Here is a 25532-nt window from a genome sequence, read left to right on the forward strand (position 1 = left end):
ACCAGACCCCACGAAGCCGCCCCATGGCCCGACCGGAGCCACCCCGGCGCCGATGTCGGCGACCGGTCCCATCAGACTGGTGCCGCGGCCGGGTTCGGGGCGGTCGCCGAGGAACTTCGGAAGGAGCCGGTGGAACCGTGAGTGCTGTCGACGAGGTGCTGGCGAAAGCCCGCGCCGGGCTTTCCCGGGTGGCGGCGAACGACGTCGCCCGACTGCCGGACGACCACCTGCTGGTCGACATCCGCCCGCTGCACGACCGGGTGACCGACGGCGAGATCCCCGGCGCGGTGCCGATCGAGCGGATCGTGCTCGAGTGGCGCCTCGACCCTGCCGGCGACCACCGCATCGACGGCTTCACCGAGGACACCACGGTCGTCGTGGTCTGCAACGAGGGCTACGCGTCGAGCCTCGCCGCCCGCGACCTGCGGGCGCTCGGGTTGCCGAAGGCGACCGACCTGGTCGACGGCTTCCACGGCTACCGCGAAGCCGGCCTGCCGGTCCGGGAGGGCGGCACGCCGGCGATCACCTGACCGCGAAGCGCGGGTGGACCACCGGTCCGGCGAACGACAGTGCGGGCAGGTGATCGAACAGCTTCGCGCCCGCGCCGAGCAGCACCGGCACCAGGCTGATCATCACCTCGTCCACCAGCCCCGCGGCCATCGCCTGCCGCTGCACGTCGGCGCCCATGAGCGTCACGGTCCGCTCCCCCGCGGCCGCCCTTGCCCGCTCGACCGCCGCCTCGACCCCGGCCACGAACGAGAACGTCCCGCTCCTCTGCGGCAGGTCGGGCCGCGGCCGGTGGGTGACCACGAACGTCGGGACCGGGTAGGGCACGTCCTCCCAGTGCTCCAGCCCGACGTCGAACGTCCGCCTGCCGACCACGACCGCGCCGGTGTCCGCGTGGAGCCCCTCGGTGACGGCACGGTCGGCCGGGTCGACGGCCGCGCCGAACATCCACTCGTGGAGCTGCTCGCCGCCGACACCCAACGGGTCGGCGCGCGAGACGTCCGTGCCCGCGACGTAGCCGTCGAGTGACATGGCGGCGTAGACGAGAACCTTGCTCACTGCTGCCTCCCGGTGTGTGTGCTGGGGTGGACCGCCGACGGTGGCGGAACTCATCGCGGCTGCCCTTTCGGCTGTCCAGGAAGACAGTGGGTGCGGGGTGTCCACCGCGTAGCGTCTGCGGTCGTGCGGGTTGTTCACGTTCTGTTCACGCCCGGTCTCCTGGCCACGGCGGCGACCGTGGTCCCGGTCGTCGTCCTGACGCGCCCCGACGTGGTCACCGGGCTGCTCGGCGCGCTGACCGGCGGGCTCGCCGCCGTGGTGGCGAGCCAGGCCGGGCTGCTGGCGAGCGTGCTGGTGCCCGGGGTGACCCTGCGGCGGCTGGTGATCGGCGCCGGGCCGAGGGTCGCGGACTGGCCGTCCCCGCACCGGATCGTGACGCTGCGCGCGGTCCCGGTCATCCTGTCGGTGTCGGTGCGGGCGGTGACCGCCGCCCGCATCCGGGTGGTGGCGTTGTGCGGGCTCGCGTTCGAGGTGGCGTTGGCGGCCTGCGCGGTCGCTGTCGCGGGCGGGCCGTTCACCGCCGGGTTCGCTGCGGGCGCCGTCGCGGCGCTCGTGGTGTCGCTCGTCCCGAAGCGGACCGCCACCACCACCTCCACCGGGTGGCTGCTGTTCCGCCTGCCGTCCTCGGGTGGCGGCCAGGCGGCGCCGCTGGTGGCCATGGCCATGCGGGCGGCGCGGACCGGTGACCTCACGACCGCGGAGAGCCTGGCGGCGCAGCTGCGGGTGCGCCACCCCGGGCTGCCCTCCGCGCTCGCCGCGCGGATCCGGGTGCTGGCCGCGCAGGGCAGGTACGCCGAGGCCGTGGTGCTCGCGGTGCGGCTGACGTCCGGCGAGGAGCACGACCCGGGCGCGTTCGTGCTGCTCGCCGGGCTCACCTGCGCGACGGTCGAGTCCGGGCAGCTGGACAGCGAGACCGGCCTGACCACGGCGAGCCGGGCCATCGACAACGCGGCCGCGCTCGGCTACCCGGGGCACCGGCTCAACGGCGCACGGGCGATGGTCGCGCTGCTGCGCGGCGACCCGAAGGACGCCATCACGCTGGCGCGCCTCGCCGCGAGCACCGACGACGACGTCCTGTGCCGCGCGGACGACCTCGCCACGCTGGCCCGCGCGCACATGGCGGCGGGCGACAACCGCGCGGCCCGCCAGGTGCTGACGGAGGCGGAGAAACTGGCGGGGTGGTGGCCACGCGTGGCCACCACCCGCACCCGTCTCGAAGTGGCGAGCTGACCGCCGCTAACCCGCGAACACGACCCGGCCCAGCTCCACCGGGCTCGCCAGCAGCTCGTGGTTGGGCAGCACGCGAGCCGTGACGCCCAGTGACCCGGCGTGCGGCAGCGACACCTCCGCCGCGTACCGGCCGTCGCCGTCCGGGTTCATCGGGACCGTCACCACGTCGAACAGCTCGTCGTTGTCGGACACGCGGCCGATCACCGCCTGCACCTGCACGTCGGCAGGTGTCAGCCCGGCCAGCTCGACCGAGGCGCGCACGGACACCCGCTCGCCGAGCACCGGGGTGTCCGAGCCGTTCAGCGACAGCTCGCAGTTGGTCACCCGCACGTGCGGCCACGAACCCGACAGCCGCACCCGGTAGGCCGCCAGCTCCCGCGCGGCGCGGAAGCCCTCCGCGTCGGCCAGCTCCACCGCGGTCGCCGCCGGGGTGTACTGCCGCTCGACGTACTCCTCGACCATCCGCGACGCCTGGACCTGCGGGCCGAGCGAGGACAGCGTGTGCCGCACCATCGCGAGCCACTGCCTTGGCACGCCGTCGGTCCGGTCGTAGAACAGCGGCGCCACCTGCGAACCGAGCAGCTCGTAGAGCGCCGCCGCCTCCAGGTCGTCGCGGCGCAGCGGGTCGGACACGCCGTCGGCGGTCGGGATCGCCCAGCCGTTGGAACCGTCGTAGAACTCGTCCCACCAGCCGTCGCGGATGGACAGGTTGAGCCCGCCGTTCAGCGCGGACTTCATGCCGGAGGTCCCACAGGCCTCCAGCGGCCTGGTCGGGTTGTTCAGCCACACGTCGCAGCCCCAGTACAGGTACCGGGCCATCGACATGTCGTAGTCGGGGAGGAACACGATCCGGTGCCGCACGTCGTGCTCGTCGGCGAACCGGACGATCTGCTGGATCAGCGCCTTGCCGCCGTCGTCCGCCGGGTGCGACTTGCCGGCCACCACCAGCTGCGCGGGGCGGTCCGGGTCGAGCAGCAGCGCACGCAGCCGGTCGTGGTCACGCAGCATCAGCGTGAGCCGCTTGTAGGTCGGCACGCGGCGCGCGAACCCGACGGTCAGCACGTCCGGGTCGAACACCGTGTCGGTCCACGCCAGCTCCAGGGGCGACGCGCCGCGCTGCAGCCACGCCTCCCGCACCCGGCGCCGCACCTCGGTCACGAGCCGCTTGCGCAGCTGGCAACGCAGCTCCCACAGGCCGTGGTCGTCGAGGTCCATGCCGACCGAGGCCATCTCCCGCGCGGTCCACGTCGGCCCGTGCACGCCGTTGGTGACCGACGTGATCGGCACCTCCTCGGTGTCGAAGCCCGGCCACAGCCCGCCGAACATCTCGCGGCTGACGTGGCCGTGCAGCTTGGACACGCCGTTGGCGCGCTGCCCGAGCCGCAGGCCCATGTGCGCCATGTTGAACATGCCGGGGTTGTCCTCCGCGCCGAGCGCGAGGACGCGGCGGAGGTCGACGTCGGGCAGGAGCGCGCCGTCGCCGAAGTAGTGCTGCACGAGGTCGACCGGGAACCGGTCGATGCCGGCCGGGACCGGGGTGTGCGTGGTGAAGACCGTGCCTGCGCGGACCGCGGAGAGCGCCTCGTCGAACGAGAGCTGGTGGGCCGACATCAGCTCACGCAGCCGCTCGAGCCCGAGGAAGCCCGCGTGGCCCTCGTTCATGTGGAACACCTCGGGCTGCGGGTGCCCGGTCAGCTCGCAGTACGTGCGCACGGCACGCACACCGCCGACCCCGGCCAGGATCTCCTGGCGGATGCGGTGGTTCTGGTCGCCGCCGTACAGCCGGTCGGTGACACCACGCAGGTCGTCGTCGTTGCCGTCCACGTCGGAGTCGAGCAGCAGCAACGGCACCCTGCCGGCCTGCGCCTTCCAGATCCGGGCCCGCAGGACGCGGCCGCCCGGCATCGCGACGTGCACCAGGATCGGCGCGCCGGAGGGCTCCACGAGCGGCGACAGCGGCAGCCCGTTCGGATCGAGTACCGGATAGTGCTCGATTTGCCACCCATCGAGTGACAGCGACTGCCGGAAATATCCGGACCGGTACAGCAGGCCGACACCGATCAGGGGAACACCGAGGTCGGATGCCGCCTTCAGGTGGTCGCCCGCGAGCACTCCGAGACCGCCGGAGTAGTTCGGCAGCGCCTCGGTGACCCCGAACTCCATGGAGAAGTACGCGATCGACTCCGCCATCCGGCCCTGCCCGGACAGCTCCGAACGGCGCTGCTGGTACCACCTCGGCTCGGACAGGTAGCGGCGCAGGTCGTCGGACGCCTGCGCGAGGTGGCCAAGGAACGACTCGTCGTCCGCCAACTGGTCCAGCCTGCTCGCGGGCACCTCGGCGAGCAGGCGCAACGGGTCGCCGAGGCGGTCCCAGATGCCCTTGTCGATGGCGGCGAACAGGTCCTGCGTGTGCGGGTGCCACGTCCACCGGAGGTTGGTCGCGAGCGTTTCCAGCTCGGCGAGCGACTCGGGCAGACCGGCGCGCACGGTAAAGCGGCGTACAGCTTTCACGCCGACCGACCCTAGCGGGCAGCCCCGACACAAAATCAGGTGCGGGGCGGGGGTGTGGCCGCGAGCGGGACCGGGCACACTTCTCAATATCAACCGAAGGACTCTGCGGGAGGGGCTTGCCCGGTGAGTGGCCGCCTTGGCATCGACGACGTTTCCCCGGTTATCAGCTGTGGCCGCTACCCGTCCAAGGCCGTGGTCGGCGAGCACATCCCCGTGCACGCCACGGTCTGGCGGGAAGGCCACGACGCGGTCGGCGCGACCGTGGTGTGGCGAGGGCCACACGACAAGGGTGAGCGCCTCACCCGCATGGCGGTCGACGACCCCAACGACGACACGTGGATCGCGCACATCCGCCCCGACGCCACCGGCATGTGGACCTACCGCGTCGACGCGTGGAGCGACCCGTGGGCGACGTGGCGCCACGCCGTCGAGGTGAAGGTCGGCGCCGCGCAGACCGCCGAGGAGCTGGCCAACGACCTGGCGGCGGGCGCGCTGCTGCTCGACCGCGCCGCGCGCCGCTTCCCGCACAACGGCGAGCGCGCGATGCTCGTGTCCGCCGCGACCGCGCTGCGCGACACGAACCGCCCGCTGCCCGGCCGGATCGCGGAGGCGCTCGACGAGCCCATCCAGCGGTACATGCACGAGCACCCGTTGCGCGACCTCGTGACCCGCGGCCGCAAGTACCAGATGTGGGTCGACCGGCCCAAGGCGCTGTACGGGTCCTGGTACGAGCTCTTCCCGCGGTCCACCGGCGGGCTCGACGAGTCGGGCAAGCCGGTGCACGGCACGTTCGACACGGCGATCAAGCAGCTGGACCGCGTGGCCCGCATGGGCTTCGACGTGGTGTACCTGCCGCCGATTCACCCGATCGGGGCGGTCAACCGCAAGGGTCCCAACAACAGCGTCGTCTCCGTGCCGGAGGACGTCGGCTCGACGTGGGCCATCGGCTCCGCGGCAGGCGGGCACGACGCGATCCACCCCGAGCTCGGCACGTTCGAGGACTTCGACCGGTTCGTGGCCAGGTGCCACGAGCTCGGCATGGAGGTCGCGCTGGACCTCGCTCTGCAGTGCGCCCCGGACCACCCGTGGGTGACCTCGCACCCGGAGTGGTTCACCACGCGGCCCGACGGGTCGATCGCCTACGCGGAGAACCCGCCGAAGAAGTACCAGGACATCTACCCGCTGAACTTCGACAACGACCCGGAGGGCATCTACGCGGAGGTGCTCCGCGTGGTCATGCACTGGGTCAACCACGGGGTGCGGATCTTCCGGGTCGACAACCCGCACACCAAGCCGCCGAACTTCTGGCACTGGCTGATCCACCAGGTGAAGTCGCTCGAACCGGACGTGCTGTTCCTGTCCGAGGCGTTCACGCGGCGCGCACGGCTCTACGGTCTCGCGCGGCTCGGGTTCACCCAGTCCTACACCTACTTCACGTGGCGCACGCATCAGTCCGAGCTGGTCGAGTTCGGCCAGGAGATCGCGTCGCGGGCGGACGAGGCGCGGCCGAACCTGTTCGTGAACACCCCGGACATCCTGCACGCGTCGCTGCAGTACGGCGGGCCCGCGATGTTCGCCATCCGTGCGGTGCTGGCGGCGACGTTCTCGCCGAGCTGGGGTGTGTACTCGGGCTACGAGCTGTTCGAGCACGAGGCCGTGCGCGAGGGCTCCGAGGAGTACCTGAACTCGGAGAAGTACGAGCTGCGGCCGCGGGACTTCGAGCAGGCACTCGCCGAGGGCCGGTCGCTGGAGCCGTGGCTGACCAGGCTGAACGCGATCCGCGCCGCCCACCCGGCGCTGCAGCAGCTGCGGACGCTGCACTTCCACCACACGCAGAACGACGCCCTGCTCGCGTACTCCAAGCGCGACCCGGAAACGGGCGACACGGTGATCGTGGTGGTGAACCTGGACCCCGAGCACGTGCAGGAGGGCATGGTCTACCTGGACCTGCCCGCCATCGGCCGCGACTGGACGGACACCCTCGTCGTCCACGACGAGGTGACGGGTTCGAGCTACGAGTGGCACCAGGCGAACTATGTCCGGCTCGACCCGGTTCACGCGGTCTCACACATCCTGTCCGTAACGTACTGAGACCCAGGAAACCGGTAAATGGCAACGGGTTCAGCGAACCCGCGGTAGGACGTACGGTCCGAAGCATGGCGTGACACGCATGGGTCACGCCCCCTGCTGAGGAGTACGTGTATGTCCCCGAGAAGAACCGCCGTCCTGCTGGCGGCGTTCGCCATGTCCGCGTCCGCGTTCGCCGTGCTGCCCGCGGCGGCCGTGGTCGCGGCACCGGCCCACTCCGACGTCAGCGGCGTCGAATGCGCGACCGATGAGGGCTCGGCCGCGCGTGTCCGCCCTGGTGAGCACGCACACGAGCACGAGCGCAACGAGCTGTCCCAGAAAGAGGTCGTCGCGGCCGAGAAGGAGATGAACGCCCGCCTGGCGAGCGGGCGGGGCATCGAGGTCCAGGCCATCACGACGGTCCCCGTCGTGTTCCACGTCGTCACCGCCTCCGGTGGCGCGGGCAACGTCACCACCACGCAGATCAACCAGCAGATCACCGAGATGAACCAGAACTTCGCGGGCGGCGAGTCGTCGGCTGCCGCGAACACGGAGTTCCGGTTCACCCTCCAGGCGGTCCGCCGGTGGACGAACACCAACTGGTTCAACAACGTCGACTCCCCGTCGGTCGAGGCCGCGATGAAGAGCGCCACCCGCGAGGGCGACGCGGGCGTGCTGAACATCTGGTCGACCAACACCAGCTACCTCGGCTACGCGACCTTCCCGTCGTGGTACGCCGCGGACCCGGAGCTGGACGGCGTCGTGATTCAGTACGGCTCGCTGCCGGGCGGCAACATCGCGAACTACAACCTCGGCAAGACCGCGTCGCACGAGACCGGCCACTGGCTGGGCCTGTACCACACGTTCCAGGGCGGCTGCAGCTCCACCAACGACCAGGTCTCCGACACCCCGGCGCAGCGCACGTCGACCTCGGGCTGCCCGGCGGGCAAGAACACCTGCCCCGCGGCGGGCGTCGACCCGATCCACAACTACATGGACTACTCCTACGACAGTTGCTACAACCAGTTCACCCCGGGGCAGAAGACCCGCATGAAGAACCAGTGGGCCGCCTACCGAGCCTGAGTGAGTAAGGCCACCTCCCCGGGATCCTCGTGCGAGAGCCTGAGCCTGATCAGCAGATACCTCAGGGGAACGTGACGGCGGCCGGCCACGACCAACGCGGCCGCGTGACCGTCCATCGGAACGCGACCGGCACTTTGAATCCCGGGGAGGCGGCACCGCAGCGCCCGCGTCATGCAGGATGCGGTCACAGCGGTGACCATGGAGAGAGGGGAAGTGGGCGACCTGGCACCATGATCCGCAACCCCTACAAAGGCTGTTGGGGTACATGCTGACCAAGTAAAGGTGCGGGGATGACCGATACGCCGGACGCTGCGCCGGACACCACTCGTCCGGACGCCGGCCTGGGGCTCGAAGGAGTGCCACACACCGGGGAGGCCGTCACCGCCGACGGTCATCTCGTCGAGCCGAACGCCGACGACTTCCGGCACGCGAGATCCGCGCCGACACAGCGGGACTGGTACAAGACCGCGGTCTTCTACGAGGTGCTGGTCCGCGCGTTCAACGACTTCACCAACGACGGCACCGGCGACCTCCGCGGTCTCGCCGACAAGCTGGACTACCTGCAGTGGCTCGGCGTCGACTGCCTCTGGCTGCCGCCGTTCTACGCCTCGCCGCTGCGCGACGGCGGCTACGACATCTCCGACTTCCGCGCCGTGCTGCCGGAGTTCGGCACCGTCGAGGACTTCGTGTACCTGCTCGACCAGGCGCACCGCCGGGGGCTGCGGGTGATCACCGACCTGGTGCTCAACCACACCTCCGACCAGCACCCGTGGTTCCAGGAGTCGCGGCAGCACCCGGACGGCCCGTACGGCGACTACTACGTCTGGTCCGACACCGACGAGGCGTACCCGGACGCGAGGATCATCTTCGTCGACACGGAGACCTCGAACTGGACCTACGACCCGGTGCGCGGCCAGTTCTACTGGCACCGGTTCTTCACCCACCAGCCGGACCTCAACTACGAGAACCCCGAGGTCCAGGACGCGATGATCGACGTCCTGCGGTTCTGGCTCGACCTGGGCATCGACGGTTTCCGCCTGGACGCGGTCCCCTACCTCTTCGAGGAGGAGGGCACCAACTGCGAGAACCTGCCGCGCACGCACGAGTTCCTGAAGCGCTGCCGCAAGGTCGTCGACGACGAGTTCCCCGGCCGGGTGCTGCTCGCCGAGGCCAACCAGTGGCCCGCGGACGTGGTCGAGTACTTCGGCGACCCCGCCACCGGCGGCGACGAGTGCCACATGGCGTTCCACTTCCCGCTGATGCCGCGCATCTTCATGGCCGTGCGCCGCGAGTCCCGGTTCCCGATCTCGGAGATCCTGGCGCAGACGCCGCCGATCCCGGCCGGCGCGCAGTGGGGGATCTTCCTCCGCAACCACGACGAGCTGACGCTCGAGATGGTCACGGACGAGGAACGCGACTACATGTACTCCGAGTACGCCAAGGACCCCCGGATGAAGGCCAACATCGGCATCCGGCGACGGCTTGCGCCCCTGCTCGACAACGACGACAACCAGATGGAGCTGTTCACGGCCATGCTGCTGTCGCTGCCGGGCTCACCGGTGCTGTACTACGGCGACGAGATCGGCATGGGCGACAACATCTGGCTCGGCGACCGGGACGCGGTCCGCACCCCGATGCAGTGGTCACCGGACCGCAACGCGGGCTTCTCGCGTGCCGACCCCGGCCGGATGTACCTGCCGGTGATCGCGGACCCGGTCTACGGCTTCCAGGCGGTCAACGTGGAGGCGCAGCTCAACAACACGTCGTCGCTGCTGCACTGGACGAGGCGGATGCTGCAGGTGCGCCGCGAACACCCGGCGTTCGGCCTCGGCGACTTCAACGAGCTCGGCTCGTCGAACCCGAGCGTGCTCGCCTACCTGCGGCACCTGCCCGCGTCCGGCACGCAGCCCGAGGACCTGGTCATCTGCGTGAACAACCTCTCCCGCTTCCCACAGCCGGTGGAACTGGACCTGTCCGAGCACGCGGGGCGGGTACCGGTGGAACTGACCGGCGGCGTGCGGTTCCCCGCGATCGGTGAGCTGCCCTACCTGTTGACGCTGCCGGGGCACGGGTTCTACTGGTTCCAGCTCACCTCGGACCCCGACGAAGGCGAGACCCCGTGACGGTGCTCCGACCCACCGAACTGGCAGAGGACCTCGGCGGGGAGTTGTTACGGTGGCTCGTCGGCCAGCGTTTCTTCCGCACGAAGGGCCACACGGCGACGGCGGCGCGCACGCTGCGCTCGTCGGTACTGGTCGACGGCGACCCGGCGCTGGTGCACGCGATGGTGTCGGTGGACGGCGGCGCCCCGTACCAGTTGCTGTTCGGCGTGCGCGACCACGTGCCGGACGCCCTCGCCCACGCGGTCATCGGCGAGCTGGACGGCCGCGCGGTGTACGACGCCCCGCAGGACCACGAGCTGATGGGCATCCTGCTGGACCGGCTACTGGCACAGGGGACGATCGAAGGCCTCCGGTTCGACGCGGACGCGTCGGTGGCCCCTGGCGCCCGCCCGCGACCGGTCGGCGTCGAGCAGAGCAACACGTCCCTGATCTACGGCAGCGCGATCCTGAAGCTGTACCGGCAGCCGGAGCCCGGCACGAACCGCGACGTGGACCTGCACCGGGCACTGGCGGGCAGCCCGCACATCGCGGCGCCCCTCGGGGTACTGACCGACACCCGGCCGCGGGAGCCGGTCGTCCTCGGCTTCATGCAACGGTTCCTGCCCGACGCGGTGGAAGGCTGGGCCACCGCGACGGCGAGTGTGCGCGACCTGCTCGCGGAAGGCGACCTGCACGCGGACGAGGTGGGCGGCGACTTCGCCGGTGAGGCGGGCAGGCTGGGCACCGCGGTGGCGGAGGTCCACAAGGCGCTGGCGGAGGCGACGGGCGTACGCATGGTGACCGAGGCCGACCTGGCCGAGGAGGTGGCCGCCATGCACGCGAGGCTGGATGTCGTGCTCTCCGAGGTACCGGCACTGGCGCCAGAAGAGGCCGTGCTGAGGTCGGCCTTCGACGCGGTACTGGACCTGACCACCCCGGTCCCCATCCACCAGATCCACGGCGACCTGCACCTCGGCCAGGTCCTCCGCACCACCACCGGCTGGATCCTGATCGACTTCGAAGGCGAACCAGGCGCGACCCCGGAACAGCGAGCGGTCCCGAGATCCCCGCTGCGCGACGTGGCCGGAATGCTGCGCTCGTTCGACTACGCGGCCTTCCACCTGCTGCCGGGCAACGAGGACCCCCAGGACGACCGCCAACGCCTGACCAGGGCGACGGAGTGGTCCGACCGCAACCGGGCCGCGTTCTGCGCGGGCTACGCCGAGGTTGGCGAGAACCCACAGGACCACGCGGTACTGCTACGCGCACTGGAACTGGACAAGGCGGTCTACGAAGTCCGCTACGAACACCACAACCGCCCCGACTGGGCGGCGATCCCCCTGGCCGCGATCCAACGCCGCTCCTGACCCGCCAGTGCCCGAACGGCGCTTCGAGGGCACAACCGAGATCGTGCCAAGAAGGAAGCGCCGTCCGGGCACCGAGCCCGGGCACCCGCCCCCGCACCGTGAACGGCCCATTCACCGGCCAACCACTGCCGTCAATGGGCCGTTCAGGGCGCTCAGCGCCCTGAACGCGCCTTTCAGGGCCACGCCGTCAACGCGCCTTTCACGGCACCAAAGCCAGTGCGCTCCGCGCCCGGCCCCGCGAAGCGGGGCCCACACCTACGCAACCCAACGGTGGCGCAAGCCCACCACCAAGGGACTCCCTGCCATCCCCGAGACCTGCCCGTCCGGCGAGGACAAACCACCAGAGCCAGCACCGGACCACCCTGCGAATGCCCCGCAAACGCTACGCTCCGGACTCACGTCACAGGAACTTCACGAAATCGGTCGTCTAGCGGAGCCAGGCACACCCTGGTTAGCCTGGGTCAAAGAACCGTCAACGGCGACGGCCAAGACGCCGGAATGCGGGGTGTCCACATGCGGGTCGCGGACGTGTTGCGCAGCAAGGGATCCGAGGTGGCCACGGTGCCGCCAAGGCTGTCGGTCTCCGGTCTGCTCGAGGATCTCGCCCGGCACAACATCGGTGCGATGGTCGTCGCGGACGAGACCGGGAACGTCATCGGGATCGTGTCGGAACGGGACGTGGTCCGCGGGCTGCACGAGCGGGGCGCGGACCTGCTCACCGCGCCGGTCGAGGAGATCATGACCACCCGGGTGGTCACGTGCGGCCCGAACGAGGGCGTGGACAGCCTCGCCGCGGTCATGACCGCGCGCCGCATCCGCCACATGCCCGTCATCGACGACGGTCGCCTGGTGGGCATCGTCAGCATCGGTGACGTGGTGAAGAGCCGCATCCAGCAGCTCGAGTCGGACCGGGAGCAACTGGAGTCCTACATCGCGCAGGGCTGACCGGACGTCACCGGCGGCGTGCTGCCGGGCGCCACCCCGCCCGGTGCCTTGCACCGCACGATTCGGTGTACCACCCGGCCGGTACGGCGTGACCTGTTGAGCAGGCGGGCCGGGGCAGCGGCAGAATGAGTGACGATGAACGCGAACCCGGGCACACCTCCCGCCGACGACCTGCGCCGGCTGCTCACCGGCGCACACCACGACCCGCACTCGGTGCTGGGTCTGCATTCCGACCACGCGGGCACCACGGTCGCCCGTGCGTACCGCCCCGGCGCCAAGTCCGTCGCGGTGCTGGCCGGTGCGGAACGCACGCCGCTGGACGAAGTGGCGGACGGGGTGTTCGCCGGTGTCCTCGCCGACAATCCCGGCGCGTACCGGCTCGAGATCGACTACGGCGGCGAACCGGTCGTCATCGACGACCCCTACCGCTGGCTGCCCACGCTCGGCGAGCTGGACCTGCACCTGTTCGGTGAGGGCAGGCACGAGAAGCTGTGGCAGGTCCTCGGCGCGCACGTCCGCTCCTACGAGACGCCGGAGGGTGTCGTCGAGGGCACGTCGTTCGCGGTGTGGGCGCCGAACGCGCGCGGTGTGCGCGTGTGCGGTGACTTCGACGGCTGGGACGGCCGCGCGAACCCGATGCGCTCGCTCGGCTCGTCCGGGGTGTGGGAGCTGTTCGTCCCCGGTCTTCCGCCCGGCACCTGCTACAAGTTCCGCATCCTCGGCCAGGACGGCAACTGGCACGAGAAGGCCGACCCGATGGCGTTCTCGACGGAGGTGCCGCCCGCGACCGCGTCCAGGGTGACGCTGTCGGCGCACCTGTGGTCCGACGACGAGTGGCTCGCGCGCCGCGACGCGACCGACTGGGTGTCGGCGCCGATGAGCGTCTACGAGGTGCACCTCGGTTCGTGGCGGCCCGGCCTCGGCTACCGGGAGCTGGCGACGGAACTCGCCGACTACGTGGCGGACAACGGTTTCACCCACGTCGAGCTGCTGCCGGTGGCCGAGCACCCGTTCGGCGGCTCGTGGGGCTACCAGGTCACGTCGTACTACGCGCCGACCGCGCGCTTCGGGTCGCCCGACGAGTTCCGGCACCTGGTCGACGCGCTCCACAGCCGTGGCATCGGCGTGCTCGTGGACTGGGTGCCCGCGCACTTCCCCCGCGACGCGTGGGCGCTGGCCCGCTTCGACGGCACCCCCCTGTACGAGCACGCCGACCCGCGCCGCGGCGAACAGCCGGACTGGGGCACGTTCGTGTTCGACTTCGGCCGCACCGAGGTGCGCAACTTCCTCGTCGCCAACGCGCTGTACTGGATCGAGGAGTTCCACATCGACGGCCTGCGCGTGGACGCGGTCGCCTCGATGCTGTACCTCGACTACTCGCGCAAGGAGGGCGAGTGGCTGCCGAACATCCACGGCGGCCGCGAGAACCTCGACGCGGTGCGGTTCCTTCAGGAGCTGAACGCGACGGTGTACAAGCACCACCCGGGCGCGTTGATGATCGCCGAGGAGTCGACGGCGTGGCCGGGCGTCACGCGGCCCACGCATCTGGGCGGCCTCGGTTTCGGGTTCAAGTGGAACATGGGCTGGATGCACGACACGCTCAGCTACGCCGGCCACGACCCCGTGCACCGCGCCTACCACCACAACGAGCTGACGTTCTCGCTGATGTACGCGTGGACCGAGAACTTCGTGCTGCCGCTGTCGCACGACGAGGTGGTGCACGGCAAGGGTTCGCTGTGGACCCGCATGCCAGGCGACGACTGGAACAAGGCGGCCGGCCTGCGTTCGCTGCTCGCGTTCATGTGGGCGCACCCCGGCAAGCAGTTGCTGTTCATGGGCGGCGAGTTCGGCCAGCCGGGTGAGTGGTCGGAGAGCAGGTCGCTGGACTGGCACCTGCTGAACGAGCCGCTGCACGAGGGCCTGCGGAAGCTGGTCGCGGACCTGAACCACACGTACAAGCAGCACCCGGCCCTGTTCGCGGCGGACCACCGCCCGGAGGGCTTCCACTGGATCGACGCCAACGACTCCGCCAACAACGTGGTGAGCTTCCTGCGGTTCGACCCCGGCTCGCCGCGGTCGGTGCTGGCGTGCGTCGCGAACTTCGCGGGCCACCCGCACCGGAACTACCGCGTCGGCCTGCCGTGGGCCGGCCACTGGCGTGAGGTGATGAACACCGACGCCGAGGGCTACGGCGGTTCCGGCTGGGGCAACATGGGCGTCGTGGACGCGGAGGAGCGGCCGTGGCACGGGCAGCCAGCTTCGGCGCTGCTGCAACTGCCGCCGCAGGGCGTGCTCTGGCTCGCCCCCGAGGCCTGAGGGCGGCTCACCGCGGCGATTCTCGCGGTCAGTAGCCTGACGTGTGCGCCGTTATCGCGAGCTTCTCTCGATTTCGGGGGTCGGCGGGCTGACGGCGTCCGTGCTGCTGTCGCGGGTCGCCACCGCCATGCTGAACCTGGCGCTGCTGGTCACCACGACGCAGCGCCACGGCTACGCCGCGGCCGGCGTGGTCCTCATGGTGTTCGCGGTGGCCAACTCCGTTGCCGGGCCGGTGCGCGGGCGCCTCGCCGACCGGCACGAACCCCGCCGCGTGCTGCTCGTGTTGCTCGCCGGGCACACCGTCGCGTGGGCCGGGCTCATGGCCGGACTGCTGACCGGCGCGCCGGTCGTCGTGTTGTGCCTGGCCACGTCCGCGCTCGGGATCTCCGTGCCGCCCGCCGGACCGGTCGTGCGCGGGCTGTGGCCGACGATCGTCCCCGAGAAGCGGCTGCCGACGGCCTACGCGTTCGACGCCGCGCTCAACACGACCACGTTCCTCGCCGGGCCGATGATCGCGGGCGGACTGCTGCTCCTGGCGCCCGCGCCGGCCGTGGTCGGGGCGACCGGCGGGGTCAAGCTCCTCGGTGACCTGCTCGTGGCGCTCTCCCCCGCGTTGCGTCACAGGCGCGGCGACCACCCGCACTCCCGCGGGTTCTTCGGGCCGCTCGCGAGCGGGCGGGTGCGGCTGCTGCTCGGCATGATCGTGCTCGACACGTTCGCGTTCGGGTGTCTCGAGGTCGCTGCCGTCGCCGCCGCGTCAGGGCAGGGCACCGCAGGCGTGTTCACCAGCGCGCTGGCGCTCGGCGCGGTGGTCAGCGGCATCGCCTACGGCGCCCGCACCTGGCCGGGACGGCCGAGGACGCAGCTGGTGGTGCTGCACACCGGCGGCGCGGTCGTCCTCGTCGGCGCCGGGCTCGCCGGTGCGGTGCTGCTCGCGCTCGTCGTCGTCGCGTACGTGGTGTACGGCCTGGTCACCGGGCCCGTGGAGACACTGCAGCAGATCCTGGTCGGCGACGCGACGCCGGACGGGCAGCGGATCGAGGCGTTCGCGTGGGTGTTCAGCGTGATGTGGGCCGGGTTCGGCGTCGGCACGACCGTCGCCGGGCTGCTGGTCGACGACGGTGCGCCCACCGGTGCGCTGTACACCGCCGCCTGCGCGCAACTGCTGGTGGCGCTGATCGCTTTGACCGGAATGCGCCGTCCTCACGACAGGGACACCTGACGCGCGGCACACTGGACTCGTGCGACTGCGACCCGTTCTCGCCCTGATCGTGCCGGCACTGCTCGTGGTGACGGCGTGCACCACCACGGTCGCGGGCATACCGACCAACGGGGACACGGTCGTGACGACCGACCCCGACGGCCAGGGCGGCGTCGACCCGTCGTTCGTGAAGAACACCGACGGCGGCTCGATCGACCGGCTGGCCGCGACCGTGATCACCGACGTCAAGCAGTACTGGGAGGACACGTTCCCCAGCGCGTTCGACGAGCGGTGGGAGGACCTCGAGGGCGGCTACTACTCGGTCGACACCGCCGACGACGACGCGAAGGCGCCCCCGTGCACGCGGCGGGCCTCCGACGTCGAGGGCAACGCCTTCTACTGCCCGACCGAGGACGTCATCGCGTGGGACCGGGCCGCGCTGCTGCCCGTGCTGAAGGAGAGGTTCGGCGAGGCCGCGGTCATGTTCGTGCTGGCGCACGAGATGGGCCACGCCGTGCAGCGGCGGACCGGGCTGAGCCTCGCCGAGCAGCGCAGCAACCCGGAGAAGTACCCGACGATCCTCATCGAGGCGCAGGCCGACTGCTACGCGGGCGCGTTCGTGCGCTGGGTCGCCGACGGCGAGGCCGAGCACCTGAAGATCTCCAAGGACCGCCTGGACACGGCCATGGAGGCACTGGTGATGTTCCGCGACCCGGTCGGCACCGAGCAGTCCGACCAGGACGCGCACGGCGACGCGTTCGACCGGGTGTCCGCCTTCCAGGACGGCTACGACAAGGGCGTCGACCTGTGCAAGGACATGAGCATCGACAACCGCACGTTCACCCAGCGCGGGTTCCTGTCCTACGAGGACCAGGAGCGCGGCGGCAACCTGCCGTTCGAGTCGCTGCTGACGACCATCACGCCGGAGCTGGAGTCGTTCTACCGGACCACGGTGACCGGGCTGGGCAAGGAGTGGACGTCGCCGTCGGTGAAGACGTCGGACGAGGCGCCGGAATGCACGCGGGAAGACCAGGGCCCGATCGCGTTCTGCCCGGAGGGCCGCGAGATCGACGTGGCGACCGGCGACGAGCTGCCCGAGCTGCACACCGAGATCGGCGACTTCGCGACCGGCACGATCCTGGCGTCGCGGTTCAGCATGGCCGCGCTCGACTCGCTCGGGAAACCGCTCGACGGCGAGGAGGCTCAGCGGGCACTGCTGTGCCTGACCGGCGCGTACACCGGCACCCTAATCACCCCGAAGGACGGCTTCGCGCTGTCGCCGGGTGACCTGGACGAGGCGATCCAGGTGCTGCTGCGCTACGACTACCCCGGCCGGGACAGCGCGGGCGACGCGGTGCCGACGGGCTTCGACCGGGTGTCCCTGTTCCGCACCGGTGCGTTGCAGGGCGTGAGCGCCTGCAAACTGTGAAGCATGCCCGTTTTGTCTGTGGCCGGTTCCTCGTACCTGCACCCGATCGGACCAGTAGTGTTCCGGTCAGCCAGGACGGTTAGTGAACGGGGAAACAGCTGTGCGAGTGCAGGGTGCGCGGTCGTGGGTGCGGGTCGGGCTCGCCGTCTCCGCGGTCGCCGTGATGGTGACGCAGATCGGGGGATGCGGCCAGACGGTCGCGGGCACCCCCGTCGCGGACGGTATTGACCCAACCGACGCCGGGGGCCTCGAGGTGACCGACGGCCCGACCGGCCCTCGGGACGGGGTGGAGGACGCCAAGCTGGAGGTGGAGAACACCGACGGCGGCGAGATGGACCGGCTCGCGGCCAACGCCGTCGCGGACCTGTACGACTACTGGGAAACCGAGATGCCCGCGAACTTCGAGGACCAGAAGTTCAACCGCATCGAGCGCCTCGTGTCGTACGACTCCGAGGGCGAGGTGCTGACGCTGTGCGGCGCGTCGACCAAGCAGTTCCAGAACGCCTTCTACTGCGGTGGCGGCGGCGAGGACATGATCGCGTGGGACCGCGGTGTGCTGCTGCCGATGCTGGCGGAGAACTTCGACCCCATCTCGGTGGTCGGTGTGCTGGCCCACGAGATGGGGCACGCCGTGCAGTTCCGCCTCGGGGAGAAGAGCAACATCAACCAGTCCACCCCGACGATCGTGCGGGAGCAGCAGGCGGACTGCTACATGGGCAACTTCATGCGGTACGTGGCGGAGGGCAAAGCCAAGCACTTCGAGCTCAACACCGGCAGCGGCCTGAACCAGATCCTCGCGACGCTGTTCTTCATCCGTGACCCCGCGGGCTTCGACCACATGACCGAGGGCGCCCACGGCCTGGCGTTCGACCGGGTGTACGCGTTCCAGGAGGGCTTCACCACCAAGGATCCGGGCCGGTGCGCCGACATGACCGTCGAGGAGATCAACGGGCGCATCGCGGAGAAGGAACGCAGCGAGAAGGACGAGCAGTCCGGCGGCGAGGCCGCCCTCAACGACAAGACCCTCGGCCTGCTGCAGGACAGCCTCGACAAGGCGTTCGAGGACAACGGCGCCGAGCAGCCGGAGATCACCGAGAACGGCTCGAAGTGCGACGAAGGCGAGTCGACGTCCCCGGCCACCTACTGCGCGGAGGAGAACATCGTCGGCATCGACCTCGACAAGCTCAAGCAGATCGCCGAGCCCCCGGCCGAGGGCGCCGAGCCCGGCCAGCAGGGCGCGGGCATCGGCGACTTCGCCGCGTTCGCGGAGATCGCGTCGAGGTACACCCTCGCGATCCAGAAGCAGGTGGGCGCGAACCTCGAGGACAGGAACGCGGGCCTGCGCACCGCCTGCCTGACCGGCGCGTGGACCGAAACGACGATCGACGACGACCCGAACACCACGGACGACAAACTCCACCTGGCCGTCGGCGACCTCGACGAGGCGGTGGCCGAACTCCTGCAGGACGACAGCCTGATCGCCGCGGACGTGAACGGCAAGCAGGTCAAGGCCGGCTTCGCCAGGGTGGCGGCCTTCCGCGTCGGCTACTTCGAGGGCTCCGGCGAGTGCACGAAGCAGTTCGCCTGACCGTCAGCGCGCCATGAAAGGCGCGTTCAGGGCACTCAACGCCCTGAACGCGCCTTTCGAGGCACTCGAGCCACCCCGGGTCAGTACAACGCGCTGGCCAGATCCCGCCGGGCCTTGGCAACCATCGGATCGTCAGCCGAGAACAGCCCGAACAGTTCCACGAGGTGTGTCCGAGCCCGGTCCCGGTCAGCGCCGGACGTCCGCCGGATCACGTCGAGCAGCCGCGCGAACGCCTTCTCCACCTTCTGCTCGGCCAGCTCCACATCAGCGGCGGCCAGCTGGGCGTCGATGTCGTCCGGCGACGAGTCCGCCCGCGCCACGACGGAAGGATCGGCGGCCTCGGCCCGTGCCATGAACTTGACCTGGGCCAGCGCGGCCTTGGCCTGCTCGTTGGCGGGCTCCTCGTCCAGGATCTTCTGGTAGGCGGCGGCAGCCTCCTCGAAGGACCCGTTCTCGAAGGCGGTCTCCGCGGCCACGAACCGCGGGTCCTCGGGCTCCGGCTCCGGTTCGACGTCGGCGGCACCGGCGGCACCGGCCTCCGCCGCGCGGATGCCGGGCAGCTGGTCACGCAGGGCGTCCAGCAGGCTGGCGAGCCACTGCTTGATCTGCGGCTCCGGCTGCGCGCCCGCGAACGCCTCGACCGGCTGCCCACCCGCGATGGCGACCACCGTCGGGATGGACTGGACGCCGAAGACCTGCGCGATCCTCGGGTTGGCGTCGACGTCGACCTTCGCGAGGATCCACGCGCCGTTCGCGGCCTGCGCCAGGCGCTCCAGCACCGGCGACAGCTGCTTGCACGGCCCGCACCACTCGGCCCACAGGTCGACGATCACCGGCACCTGCAGCGACCGTTCGACCACCTCGGCCTGGAAGGTCGCCTCGGTGACCTCGATCACGAACGAGCCGCCGGCCGGAGCCGGCGCGGCTGGCGCGGCACCGTCGGGTGCGGCCGGGGCGGGTGCCCGGTTGGCCGCCTCGGCGCGTGCCTTCAGTGCGGACAGGTCCACCGCCCCGGACAGGGCGGCCGACATAGCTGCGGTTTGACGTGGGTCTGACCTTGTCACACACCCATCCTGGCACGCCGCCGCCGGCGCGTGTCGGCTAGTCGGCGTTGAGGTGTTCCTCGATCCGTTCCACCTTGGCGTGCAGCTGTCCGGTGTGCCCGGGCCGGATGTCGGCCTTGAGCACGAGCGACACCCTCGGCGCCTTCGCCGCGACCACGTCGACAGCCTGTTTGACCACGGCCATGACCTCGTCCCACTCCCCCTCGATGTTGGTGAACATCGAGTTCGTCTCGCATGGCAGCCCGGATTCGCGGACCACGCGCACCGCCTCCGCGACGGCCGCGCTCACACTGTCCGACTCGCCACCCGCGGGGGCCACACTGAACGCCAGTAACACGCCGACTCCTCTCGATGTCCACATACTGTGCGAAGGCACCCTGGCCGGTACCGACTGGTAACTTCAACCGCCATGAGCCACCGCGCGCTGCCGTTCGACCCGATCGCCCGTGCCGCGGAGCTCTGGGCCGACCAGGTCGGCCCGTCCGGCACGATGGCCGCGGTCACCAGCATCATGCGGGTCCAGCAGGTGCTGCAGTCCGCCGTGGACGCCGCGCTGCGCCCGCACGGGCTGACCTTCGCCCGCTACGAGGCGCTCGTCCTGCTCACGTTCGCCAAGCGCGGCAGCCTGCCGATGCGTGTCATGGGTGAGCGGCTGCAGCTGCACCCGACGAGCGTCACGAACATCGTCGACCGGCTCGAGGCCGACGGCCTGGTCAAGCGGACCCCGCACCCGACCGACCGCCGCACCACGCTCGCCGAGATCACCGAGGCGGGCCGCGAACGCCGCGAGGCCGCGACGAAGGCCGTCACCGACATCGACTTCGGGCTGCGCGGCCTGACCGAACGCCAGACCGCACAGCTCACCGAACTACTCGCCAAAGTACGAAAAGCGGTTGGCGACTTCGAGGACTAGCCGGTCTCCCCGTATTCGACGTGTTGGTCCCGACCCCAGCGATTGGTGACCCGCTGCTGTCCCGGCCGGGTTCTGGCGCAGTCGGGGTGGCGTTGTGGTCTTGGTCCTCGCCGGACGGGCAGGTCTCGGGGGTCGCGGGACGCGCTTTGGATGCGGCCCTGCGCGTAGCGCCGGGGCCCTCGGTGCTGTGAAAGGCGCGTTGACGGCGTGGCAATGCCCTGAAAGGCGCGTTCAGGGCGCTGGGCGCCCTGAACGGCCCATTCACGGCACTCGTTGTGCCGTGGCCCGCCTGCGGGTGCCCCGTCGGGTGCTGCGCGGGCCCGGGTGCCGTGTCACCACCGATCTTCGCGGAATCGATTCGCTAGTCCTCTTCCCACTTGAAGACCTTCGCCGCGATCAGGCCGACCACCAGCACGAAACCCGTCAGCACCAGGCACGGCACCACCAGCGCGCTCGGGCCCTGGCCTCGGACCAGGAAGTCCATGATCCCGTCGTTCATGTGGCGCAGCGGGAACACCTTGGACACCGACTGCATCCACGGCGGCGCCTGGTCGATCGGGAAGAACGTGCCGGACAGGAACGCCATCGGCAGCACCACGATGTTCGCCGCGCCGGTGGCGGCCTCCTCGGTCTTGCAGAACGCGCCGACCAGCATGCCGATCGCGAAGAACGCGAGGATGCCGAGCAGGAACACCGGGATCGCGAGCCACCAGGTGCCGGTCAGCTTGAGCCCGAACAGCGGCAGCAGCCCCACCCCGATGAACACCAGCGCCTGCACGATCGCGACGCCGACGGTGACCACGACCCGCGCGCTCAGCACGGTCGTCGCCGAGACGGGTGCGAGCCGGATGCGGCGCAGCACCTGCTTCTTGCGCCACGACACCAGGGTCAGCGCGGCGCCGAACACGGCGGTGACCGCGACACCCCACGACATGATGCCGGGGGTGATGTACTGGATCGGCTTGAGCGAGGAGTCCTCGACGTTCGCGGAGTCCAGCACGTACCTCGGCTGCTCACCCGTCGCCGCCTGGTTCACGTGGCTGACCACACCGGACACGATGCCGCTGACCACACCGGCCTGAGTCTGGTCGCTCTGCGCGAACCGGTAGGTGACCTCGTCGCCGTCCTGCGCGACCATCGCGGGCAGGTCGCCGTCGCGCACCTTCTGGACCGCCTCGTCGACGGAGTCGAAACGGGTCAGCTCCAGCGCACCGGTCTGCTCGAGCCCCACGATCACCGGCCCGTCGCCGACGACACCGATCTCGGTCTTCGACGCGCCCGCGTCGCGGAACAGCAGCCCGAACACGACCAGGAACATCAACGGGAAGACGAACGTGAAGAACAGCGTGGCCTTGTCCCGGTAGAAGATCTTGACCATCGCCCTGGCGAGGCTCTTGAACGCGGTCATGCCCGGTACTCCCGTCCGGTCAGGTCGAGGAAGACGTCCTCGAGGGTGGCCGTGCGCACCTGCAGGCCGGCCAGCGCGCGGCGGTCGGCGAGTGCGGACAGGAGGTCGGCCGGGGTGCGGGTGGTGATGGTGAGCGACAGGTCGTCCTCGGTGACCTCCTCCGCGCCCGGCAGCGCGCCGGCGTCCGCTGTGGACAGTGAGCCGCGTTCGAGGATGACGCGGGTCGGCGCGTCGAGGCCGCGGACGAGCGTGGCGGGCGCGTCCATCGCGAGGATCCGCCCGTTGTCCATGATCGCGACCCGGTCGCAGAGGATCTCGGCCTCGTCCAGGTAGTGGGTCGTGTAGAGGATCGTCTTGCCGCGGGCCTGGATGGCACGCAGCACGTCCCACAGGTTGCGGCGGGCCTGCGGGTCGAGTGCTGCGGTCGGCTCGTCGAGGAACACGACGTCCGGGTCGTGGATGAGCGCGCACGCGATCGACAGCCGCTGCCGCTGCCCGCCGGAGAGCTTGTCCTCCCGGGTGGCGGCCTTGTCGGTGAGCCCGACCAGGTCGAGCATCTCCTCGACGCGGGTCGCGCTCACCCCGTACAGGGCGGCGAACGTCTGCAACTGCTCACGCGCGGTGAGTTTCTCGAAGAACGCGCTCGCCTGCAGCTGCACGCCGATCCTCGGCAACAGCGCGACGTTGCGCGGCCACGGCCGTTCGCCGAGCAGTGTCACCGAGCCGGAGTCCGGCTCGCGCAGCCCCTCGATGATCTCCAGCGCGGTCGTCTTGCCTGCCCCGTTCGGCCCCAGGATGCCGAAGAACTCCCCCTCCGCGACGGTCAGCGACACACCGTCGACGGCCTTGAGATCCCCATAGGCCTTCCGCACGTCCTCGACGACGATCGCCGCCGGGTTCTCGGTATCGGTCACGAGGCGTGAACCTAGTTGGTCACCCGCGGGGACGAGGGCCGGACGGAAGGTAGTGAACCGAAGCGTGACCAGATCCGTGTGGAGCGGGGAAGGCCCGACCGGACCACCGCCCGACGCTCCCGCCGCCCCGGGCGGGCGGTGACTCCGGCCGGGGAGGTAAGCCTGGTGCGCGGCCGGCCACCCCCGGCAGGCCGCGCGCCAGGTGAAACGGCACCGCCCATGACAACCTTGTCGAGTTGACAACATGCCGATCCAGGTAGTCGAATGACAGCACCATGACAACGTTGTCCAACGCTCGTGGCAGGCTTCCGCGCCGAGCGACGATGAGTGACGTCGCACGCTTGGCCGGGGTCAGCATCAAGACCGTCTCGCGGGTGGTGAACGCCGAGCCCGGGGTGCACGCCGAGACCGCGGAGCGGGTGCTCGCCGCCATCGAGCGGCTCGGATTCCGGCGCAACGTCGGGGCGCTGAACCTGCGCCGCGGATCCTCGACCGGCACCATCGGCCTGGTCCTCGAGGACGTCGCCAACCCCTTCTACTCCGGCATCACCCGGGCCGCGGAAGAGGTGGCCCGCCGCCACGGGCGGCAGGTGCTCACCGGCTCCTCCGACGAGGACCCCGACCGGGAACGCGAGCTGTCCCTGGAGTTCTGCGCGCGCCGGGTCGACGGCCTCATCGTCATCCCGGCGAGCACGCACCACGGCTACCTCCTCCCCGAGATCGCGTCCGGCACGCCGGTCGTGTTCGTCGACCGGCCACCGGGAGACGTCGTCGCGGACACCGTGCTGGTCGACAACGTCGCGGGGACCGCGGCCGCGGTCGCACACCTCGCCGCGCACGGGCACACCCGCATCGCCTTCCTCGGCGACGCGCCGGCGATCTTCACCGCGGCCGAGCGGCTCACGGGCTTCCGCGAGGGCTGCGCACGCGCCGGGATCCCGTTCGACGAACGCATGGTCGCCATGGGACCGCACACCGCTTCGACCGTGGCCGCCGCGTTGACGGCGGCCGGCGCGACCGCCGTGATCACCGGCAACAACCGGATCACCGTGCTGACGCTGCGCGTCCTCGCCACCACGACGACCCGCCCCGCGCTGGTCGGGTTCGACGACTTCGAGCTGGCCGACCTGCTCGACCCGCCCGTCAGCGTGGTCGCGCTCGACCCGGCCGAGCTCGGCAGGGCGGCGGCGGAGCTGCTGTTCGCCCGCCTCGACGGCGACCGCGAGCCGCCACGCCGGATCGTGCTGCCGGTCCGGCTCACCCCCCGTGGATCAGGAGAGGTGCATCCGTGAGTGACGCCGAGGGCCTGCGGCCCGTCCAGCTGCCCGCCAACCAGCCGGAGCGGTTCTACCGCGGCGGCGCGGCCATCGCGGCACTGCGGGGCGACACGCCGCCGATGGCCTTCGGTCCGGAGGACTGGGTGGCCTCCTGCACCACGTTCCACGGCGAGCAGGCCACCGGCCTCACCACACTGCCCGGCGGCGACCTGCTGCGGGACGCGGTCGCCGCGCACCCCGCGAACTGGCTGGGCGACGCGCACGTCGCGGCGTTCGGCGCGGACACCGCCCTGCTCGTGAAGCTCCTCGACGCGGGCCAGCGGCTGCCGGTGCACTGCCACCCGTCCGACGCGTTCGCCAGGGCGCACTACGGCTCCCGCCACGGCAAGACCGAGGCGTGGATCATCGTCGGCGCGGCGGCGGAGGCCGCCGTCCACATCGGGTTCGCCGAGGAGCAGGACGCGGACACGGTCGCGGACTGGGTCGCGCGCCAGGACGCCGCCGCCATGCTCGGCGCGCTCAACCCGGTCACCGTCCGCCCGGGTGACGCGGTGTTCGTGCCGGCGGGGGTGCCGCACGCCATCGGTGCCGGCGTGTTCATCGTGGAGCTGCAGCAGCCGACCGACCTGTCGGTCACCCTGGAATGGCGGAACTTCCTCGACGACGAGGCGGGCGGGCACCTCGGCATCGGCTTCGAAACCGCACTGCGGTGCGTGGACCGGCAGGGCTGGGCGGGCAGGCTCGACGAACTGGTGCGCCGCGACGAGAGCCCGGCCGCCGTCACGGAACTGTTCGGGCAGCCGGAGTTCTTCCGCGCCGAGCGCCTGCGGTCCGGCGCGACGCTGGCCGCGTCGTTCGGTGTGCTGGTCGTGCTCGATGGCGCCGGTGTGCTCCGCACCGAGAAGGCGGGCGAGGTGCCGCTTCGCAAGGGCGCGACGTTCGCGCTCCCCCACGCCGCCGGTGAGTCCACCCTGGACGGTGACGTGGTCGCCGTCCGCTGCCTGCCGCCCACCCCGTGACCGCGCCGGTCCCCGAACCGCTACCGGGTCCTC

Annotated in this window: 20 protein-coding genes; 14 read left to right on the forward strand and 6 right to left on the reverse strand. The window is 70.8% G+C overall.

The window, feature by feature from the left end:
* Window positions 1-137 precede the first annotated feature (137 nt).
* Entirely contained in the window at window positions 138-530 is a 393-nt protein-coding gene (locus ACFPCV_RS24250; protein ID WP_378058589.1) for a rhodanese-like domain-containing protein, read from the forward strand.
* On the opposite strand, the gene ACFPCV_RS24255 is transcribed toward ACFPCV_RS24250, so the two are convergent.
* Window positions 523-1065, reverse strand: coding sequence for a dihydrofolate reductase family protein (locus tag ACFPCV_RS24255; RefSeq protein ID WP_378058590.1), 543 nt, complete (start codon window positions 1063-1065; stop codon window positions 523-525). The genes ACFPCV_RS24250 and ACFPCV_RS24255 overlap by 8 nt on opposite strands.
* Before the next feature lie 123 nt (window positions 1066-1188).
* Here ACFPCV_RS24255 and ACFPCV_RS24260 point away from each other — a divergent pair, with 123 nt between their 5' ends.
* Window positions 1189-2295, forward strand: coding sequence for a tetratricopeptide repeat protein (locus ACFPCV_RS24260; RefSeq protein WP_378058591.1), 1107 nt, complete (start codon window positions 1189-1191; stop codon window positions 2293-2295).
* A gap of 6 nt (window positions 2296-2301) precedes the next feature.
* Here the strand turns inward: ACFPCV_RS24260 and glgP are convergent, their stop codons facing one another.
* Window positions 2302-4806, reverse strand: coding sequence for an alpha-glucan family phosphorylase (gene glgP, locus ACFPCV_RS24265; RefSeq protein WP_378058592.1), 2505 nt, complete (start codon window positions 4804-4806; stop codon window positions 2302-2304).
* A gap of 123 nt (window positions 4807-4929) precedes the next feature.
* Here glgP and ACFPCV_RS24270 point away from each other — a divergent pair, with 123 nt between their 5' ends.
* The 9 genes from ACFPCV_RS24270 (at window position 4930) to ACFPCV_RS24310 (ending at window position 18904) form a co-directional block, all read left to right on the forward strand.
* A complete protein-coding gene (locus ACFPCV_RS24270; RefSeq protein ID WP_378058593.1) occupies window positions 4930-6897 on the forward strand; it encodes an alpha-1,4-glucan--maltose-1-phosphate maltosyltransferase in 1968 nt (655 codons plus the stop codon).
* Between the two features lie 111 nt (window positions 6898-7008).
* On the forward strand, window positions 7009-7956 hold the full coding sequence (locus tag ACFPCV_RS24275; RefSeq protein ID WP_378058594.1) for a zinc metalloprotease: 948 nt from the start codon (window positions 7009-7011) through the stop codon (window positions 7954-7956).
* Between the two features lie 290 nt (window positions 7957-8246).
* The gene (gene treS / locus ACFPCV_RS24280) at window positions 8247-10079 is read left to right on the forward strand and encodes a maltose alpha-D-glucosyltransferase (protein WP_378058595.1); all 1833 of its coding nucleotides are present in this window, start codon (window positions 8247-8249) and stop codon (window positions 10077-10079) included.
* Entirely contained in the window at window positions 10076-11425 is a 1350-nt protein-coding gene (locus ACFPCV_RS24285) for a maltokinase N-terminal cap-like domain-containing protein (protein ID WP_378058596.1), read from the forward strand. Before treS ends, ACFPCV_RS24285 begins: the two co-directional genes overlap by 4 nt.
* A 513-nt stretch (window positions 11426-11938) precedes the next feature.
* Window positions 11939-12370 carry a CBS domain-containing protein gene (locus tag ACFPCV_RS24290; RefSeq protein ID WP_378058597.1) on the forward strand — a complete coding sequence of 144 codons (432 nt, stop codon included), beginning with the start codon at window positions 11939-11941 and terminating at the stop codon, window positions 12368-12370.
* A 135-nt stretch (window positions 12371-12505) separates the two neighbouring features.
* Window positions 12506-14686, forward strand: a complete 2181-nt coding sequence (glgB, locus tag ACFPCV_RS24295) for a 1,4-alpha-glucan branching protein GlgB (RefSeq protein WP_378058598.1) — start codon at window positions 12506-12508, stop codon at window positions 14684-14686.
* Between the two features lie 43 nt (window positions 14687-14729).
* A complete protein-coding gene (locus tag ACFPCV_RS24300) occupies window positions 14730-15908 on the forward strand; it encodes an MFS transporter (RefSeq protein WP_378058599.1) in 1179 nt (392 codons plus the stop codon).
* Window positions 15909-15927: 19 nt separating this feature from the next.
* Window positions 15928-17316 (forward strand): neutral zinc metallopeptidase, encoded by a 1389-nt coding sequence (locus tag ACFPCV_RS24305; protein WP_378058600.1) that lies wholly within the window; start codon window positions 15928-15930, stop codon window positions 17314-17316.
* Between the two features lie 100 nt (window positions 17317-17416).
* Window positions 17417-18904: a neutral zinc metallopeptidase gene (locus ACFPCV_RS24310; protein WP_378058601.1), complete on the forward strand. Its 1488-nt coding sequence runs from the start codon at window positions 17417-17419 to the stop codon at window positions 18902-18904.
* A gap of 80 nt (window positions 18905-18984) precedes the next feature.
* Here the strand turns inward: ACFPCV_RS24310 and trxA are convergent, their stop codons facing one another.
* Both trxA and ACFPCV_RS24320 read right to left on the reverse strand, forming a co-directional pair.
* Complete coding sequence (trxA, locus tag ACFPCV_RS24315; protein WP_378058603.1) at window positions 18985-19935, reverse strand: thioredoxin; 951 nt, start codon at window positions 19933-19935, stop codon at window positions 18985-18987.
* Between the two features lie 70 nt (window positions 19936-20005).
* Window positions 20006-20305, reverse strand: coding sequence for an MTH1187 family thiamine-binding protein (locus ACFPCV_RS24320; protein WP_378058604.1), 300 nt, complete (start codon window positions 20303-20305; stop codon window positions 20006-20008).
* A gap of 72 nt (window positions 20306-20377) precedes the next feature.
* On the opposite strand from ACFPCV_RS24320, the gene ACFPCV_RS24325 reads away from it, so the two are divergent.
* Window positions 20378-20881 (forward strand): MarR family winged helix-turn-helix transcriptional regulator, encoded by a 504-nt coding sequence (locus ACFPCV_RS24325; protein WP_378058605.1) that lies wholly within the window; start codon window positions 20378-20380, stop codon window positions 20879-20881.
* A gap of 361 nt (window positions 20882-21242) precedes the next feature.
* On the opposite strand, the gene ACFPCV_RS24330 is transcribed toward ACFPCV_RS24325, so the two are convergent.
* Window positions 21243-22289, reverse strand: coding sequence for an ABC transporter permease (locus ACFPCV_RS24330; RefSeq protein ID WP_378058606.1), 1047 nt, complete (start codon window positions 22287-22289; stop codon window positions 21243-21245).
* Window positions 22286-23203 carry an ABC transporter ATP-binding protein gene (locus tag ACFPCV_RS24335; RefSeq protein ID WP_378058607.1) on the reverse strand — a complete coding sequence of 306 codons (918 nt, stop codon included), beginning with the start codon at window positions 23201-23203 and terminating at the stop codon, window positions 22286-22288. The genes ACFPCV_RS24330 and ACFPCV_RS24335 overlap by 4 nt, the downstream gene beginning before the upstream one ends.
* Before the next feature lie 323 nt (window positions 23204-23526).
* Here ACFPCV_RS24335 and ACFPCV_RS24340 point away from each other — a divergent pair, with 323 nt between their 5' ends.
* Window positions 23527-24495, forward strand: coding sequence for a LacI family DNA-binding transcriptional regulator (locus ACFPCV_RS24340; RefSeq protein WP_378058609.1), 969 nt, complete (start codon window positions 23527-23529; stop codon window positions 24493-24495).
* A complete protein-coding gene (locus ACFPCV_RS24345) occupies window positions 24492-25499 on the forward strand; it encodes a class I mannose-6-phosphate isomerase (RefSeq protein WP_378058610.1) in 1008 nt (335 codons plus the stop codon). The genes ACFPCV_RS24340 and ACFPCV_RS24345 overlap by 4 nt, the downstream gene beginning before the upstream one ends.
* Window positions 25500-25532 lie beyond the last annotated feature (33 nt).

The sequence above is a fragment of the Actinophytocola glycyrrhizae genome (genome assembly GCF_042653545.1).
GTDB classification, from domain to species: domain Bacteria; phylum Actinomycetota; class Actinomycetes; order Mycobacteriales; family Pseudonocardiaceae; genus Actinophytocola; species Actinophytocola glycyrrhizae.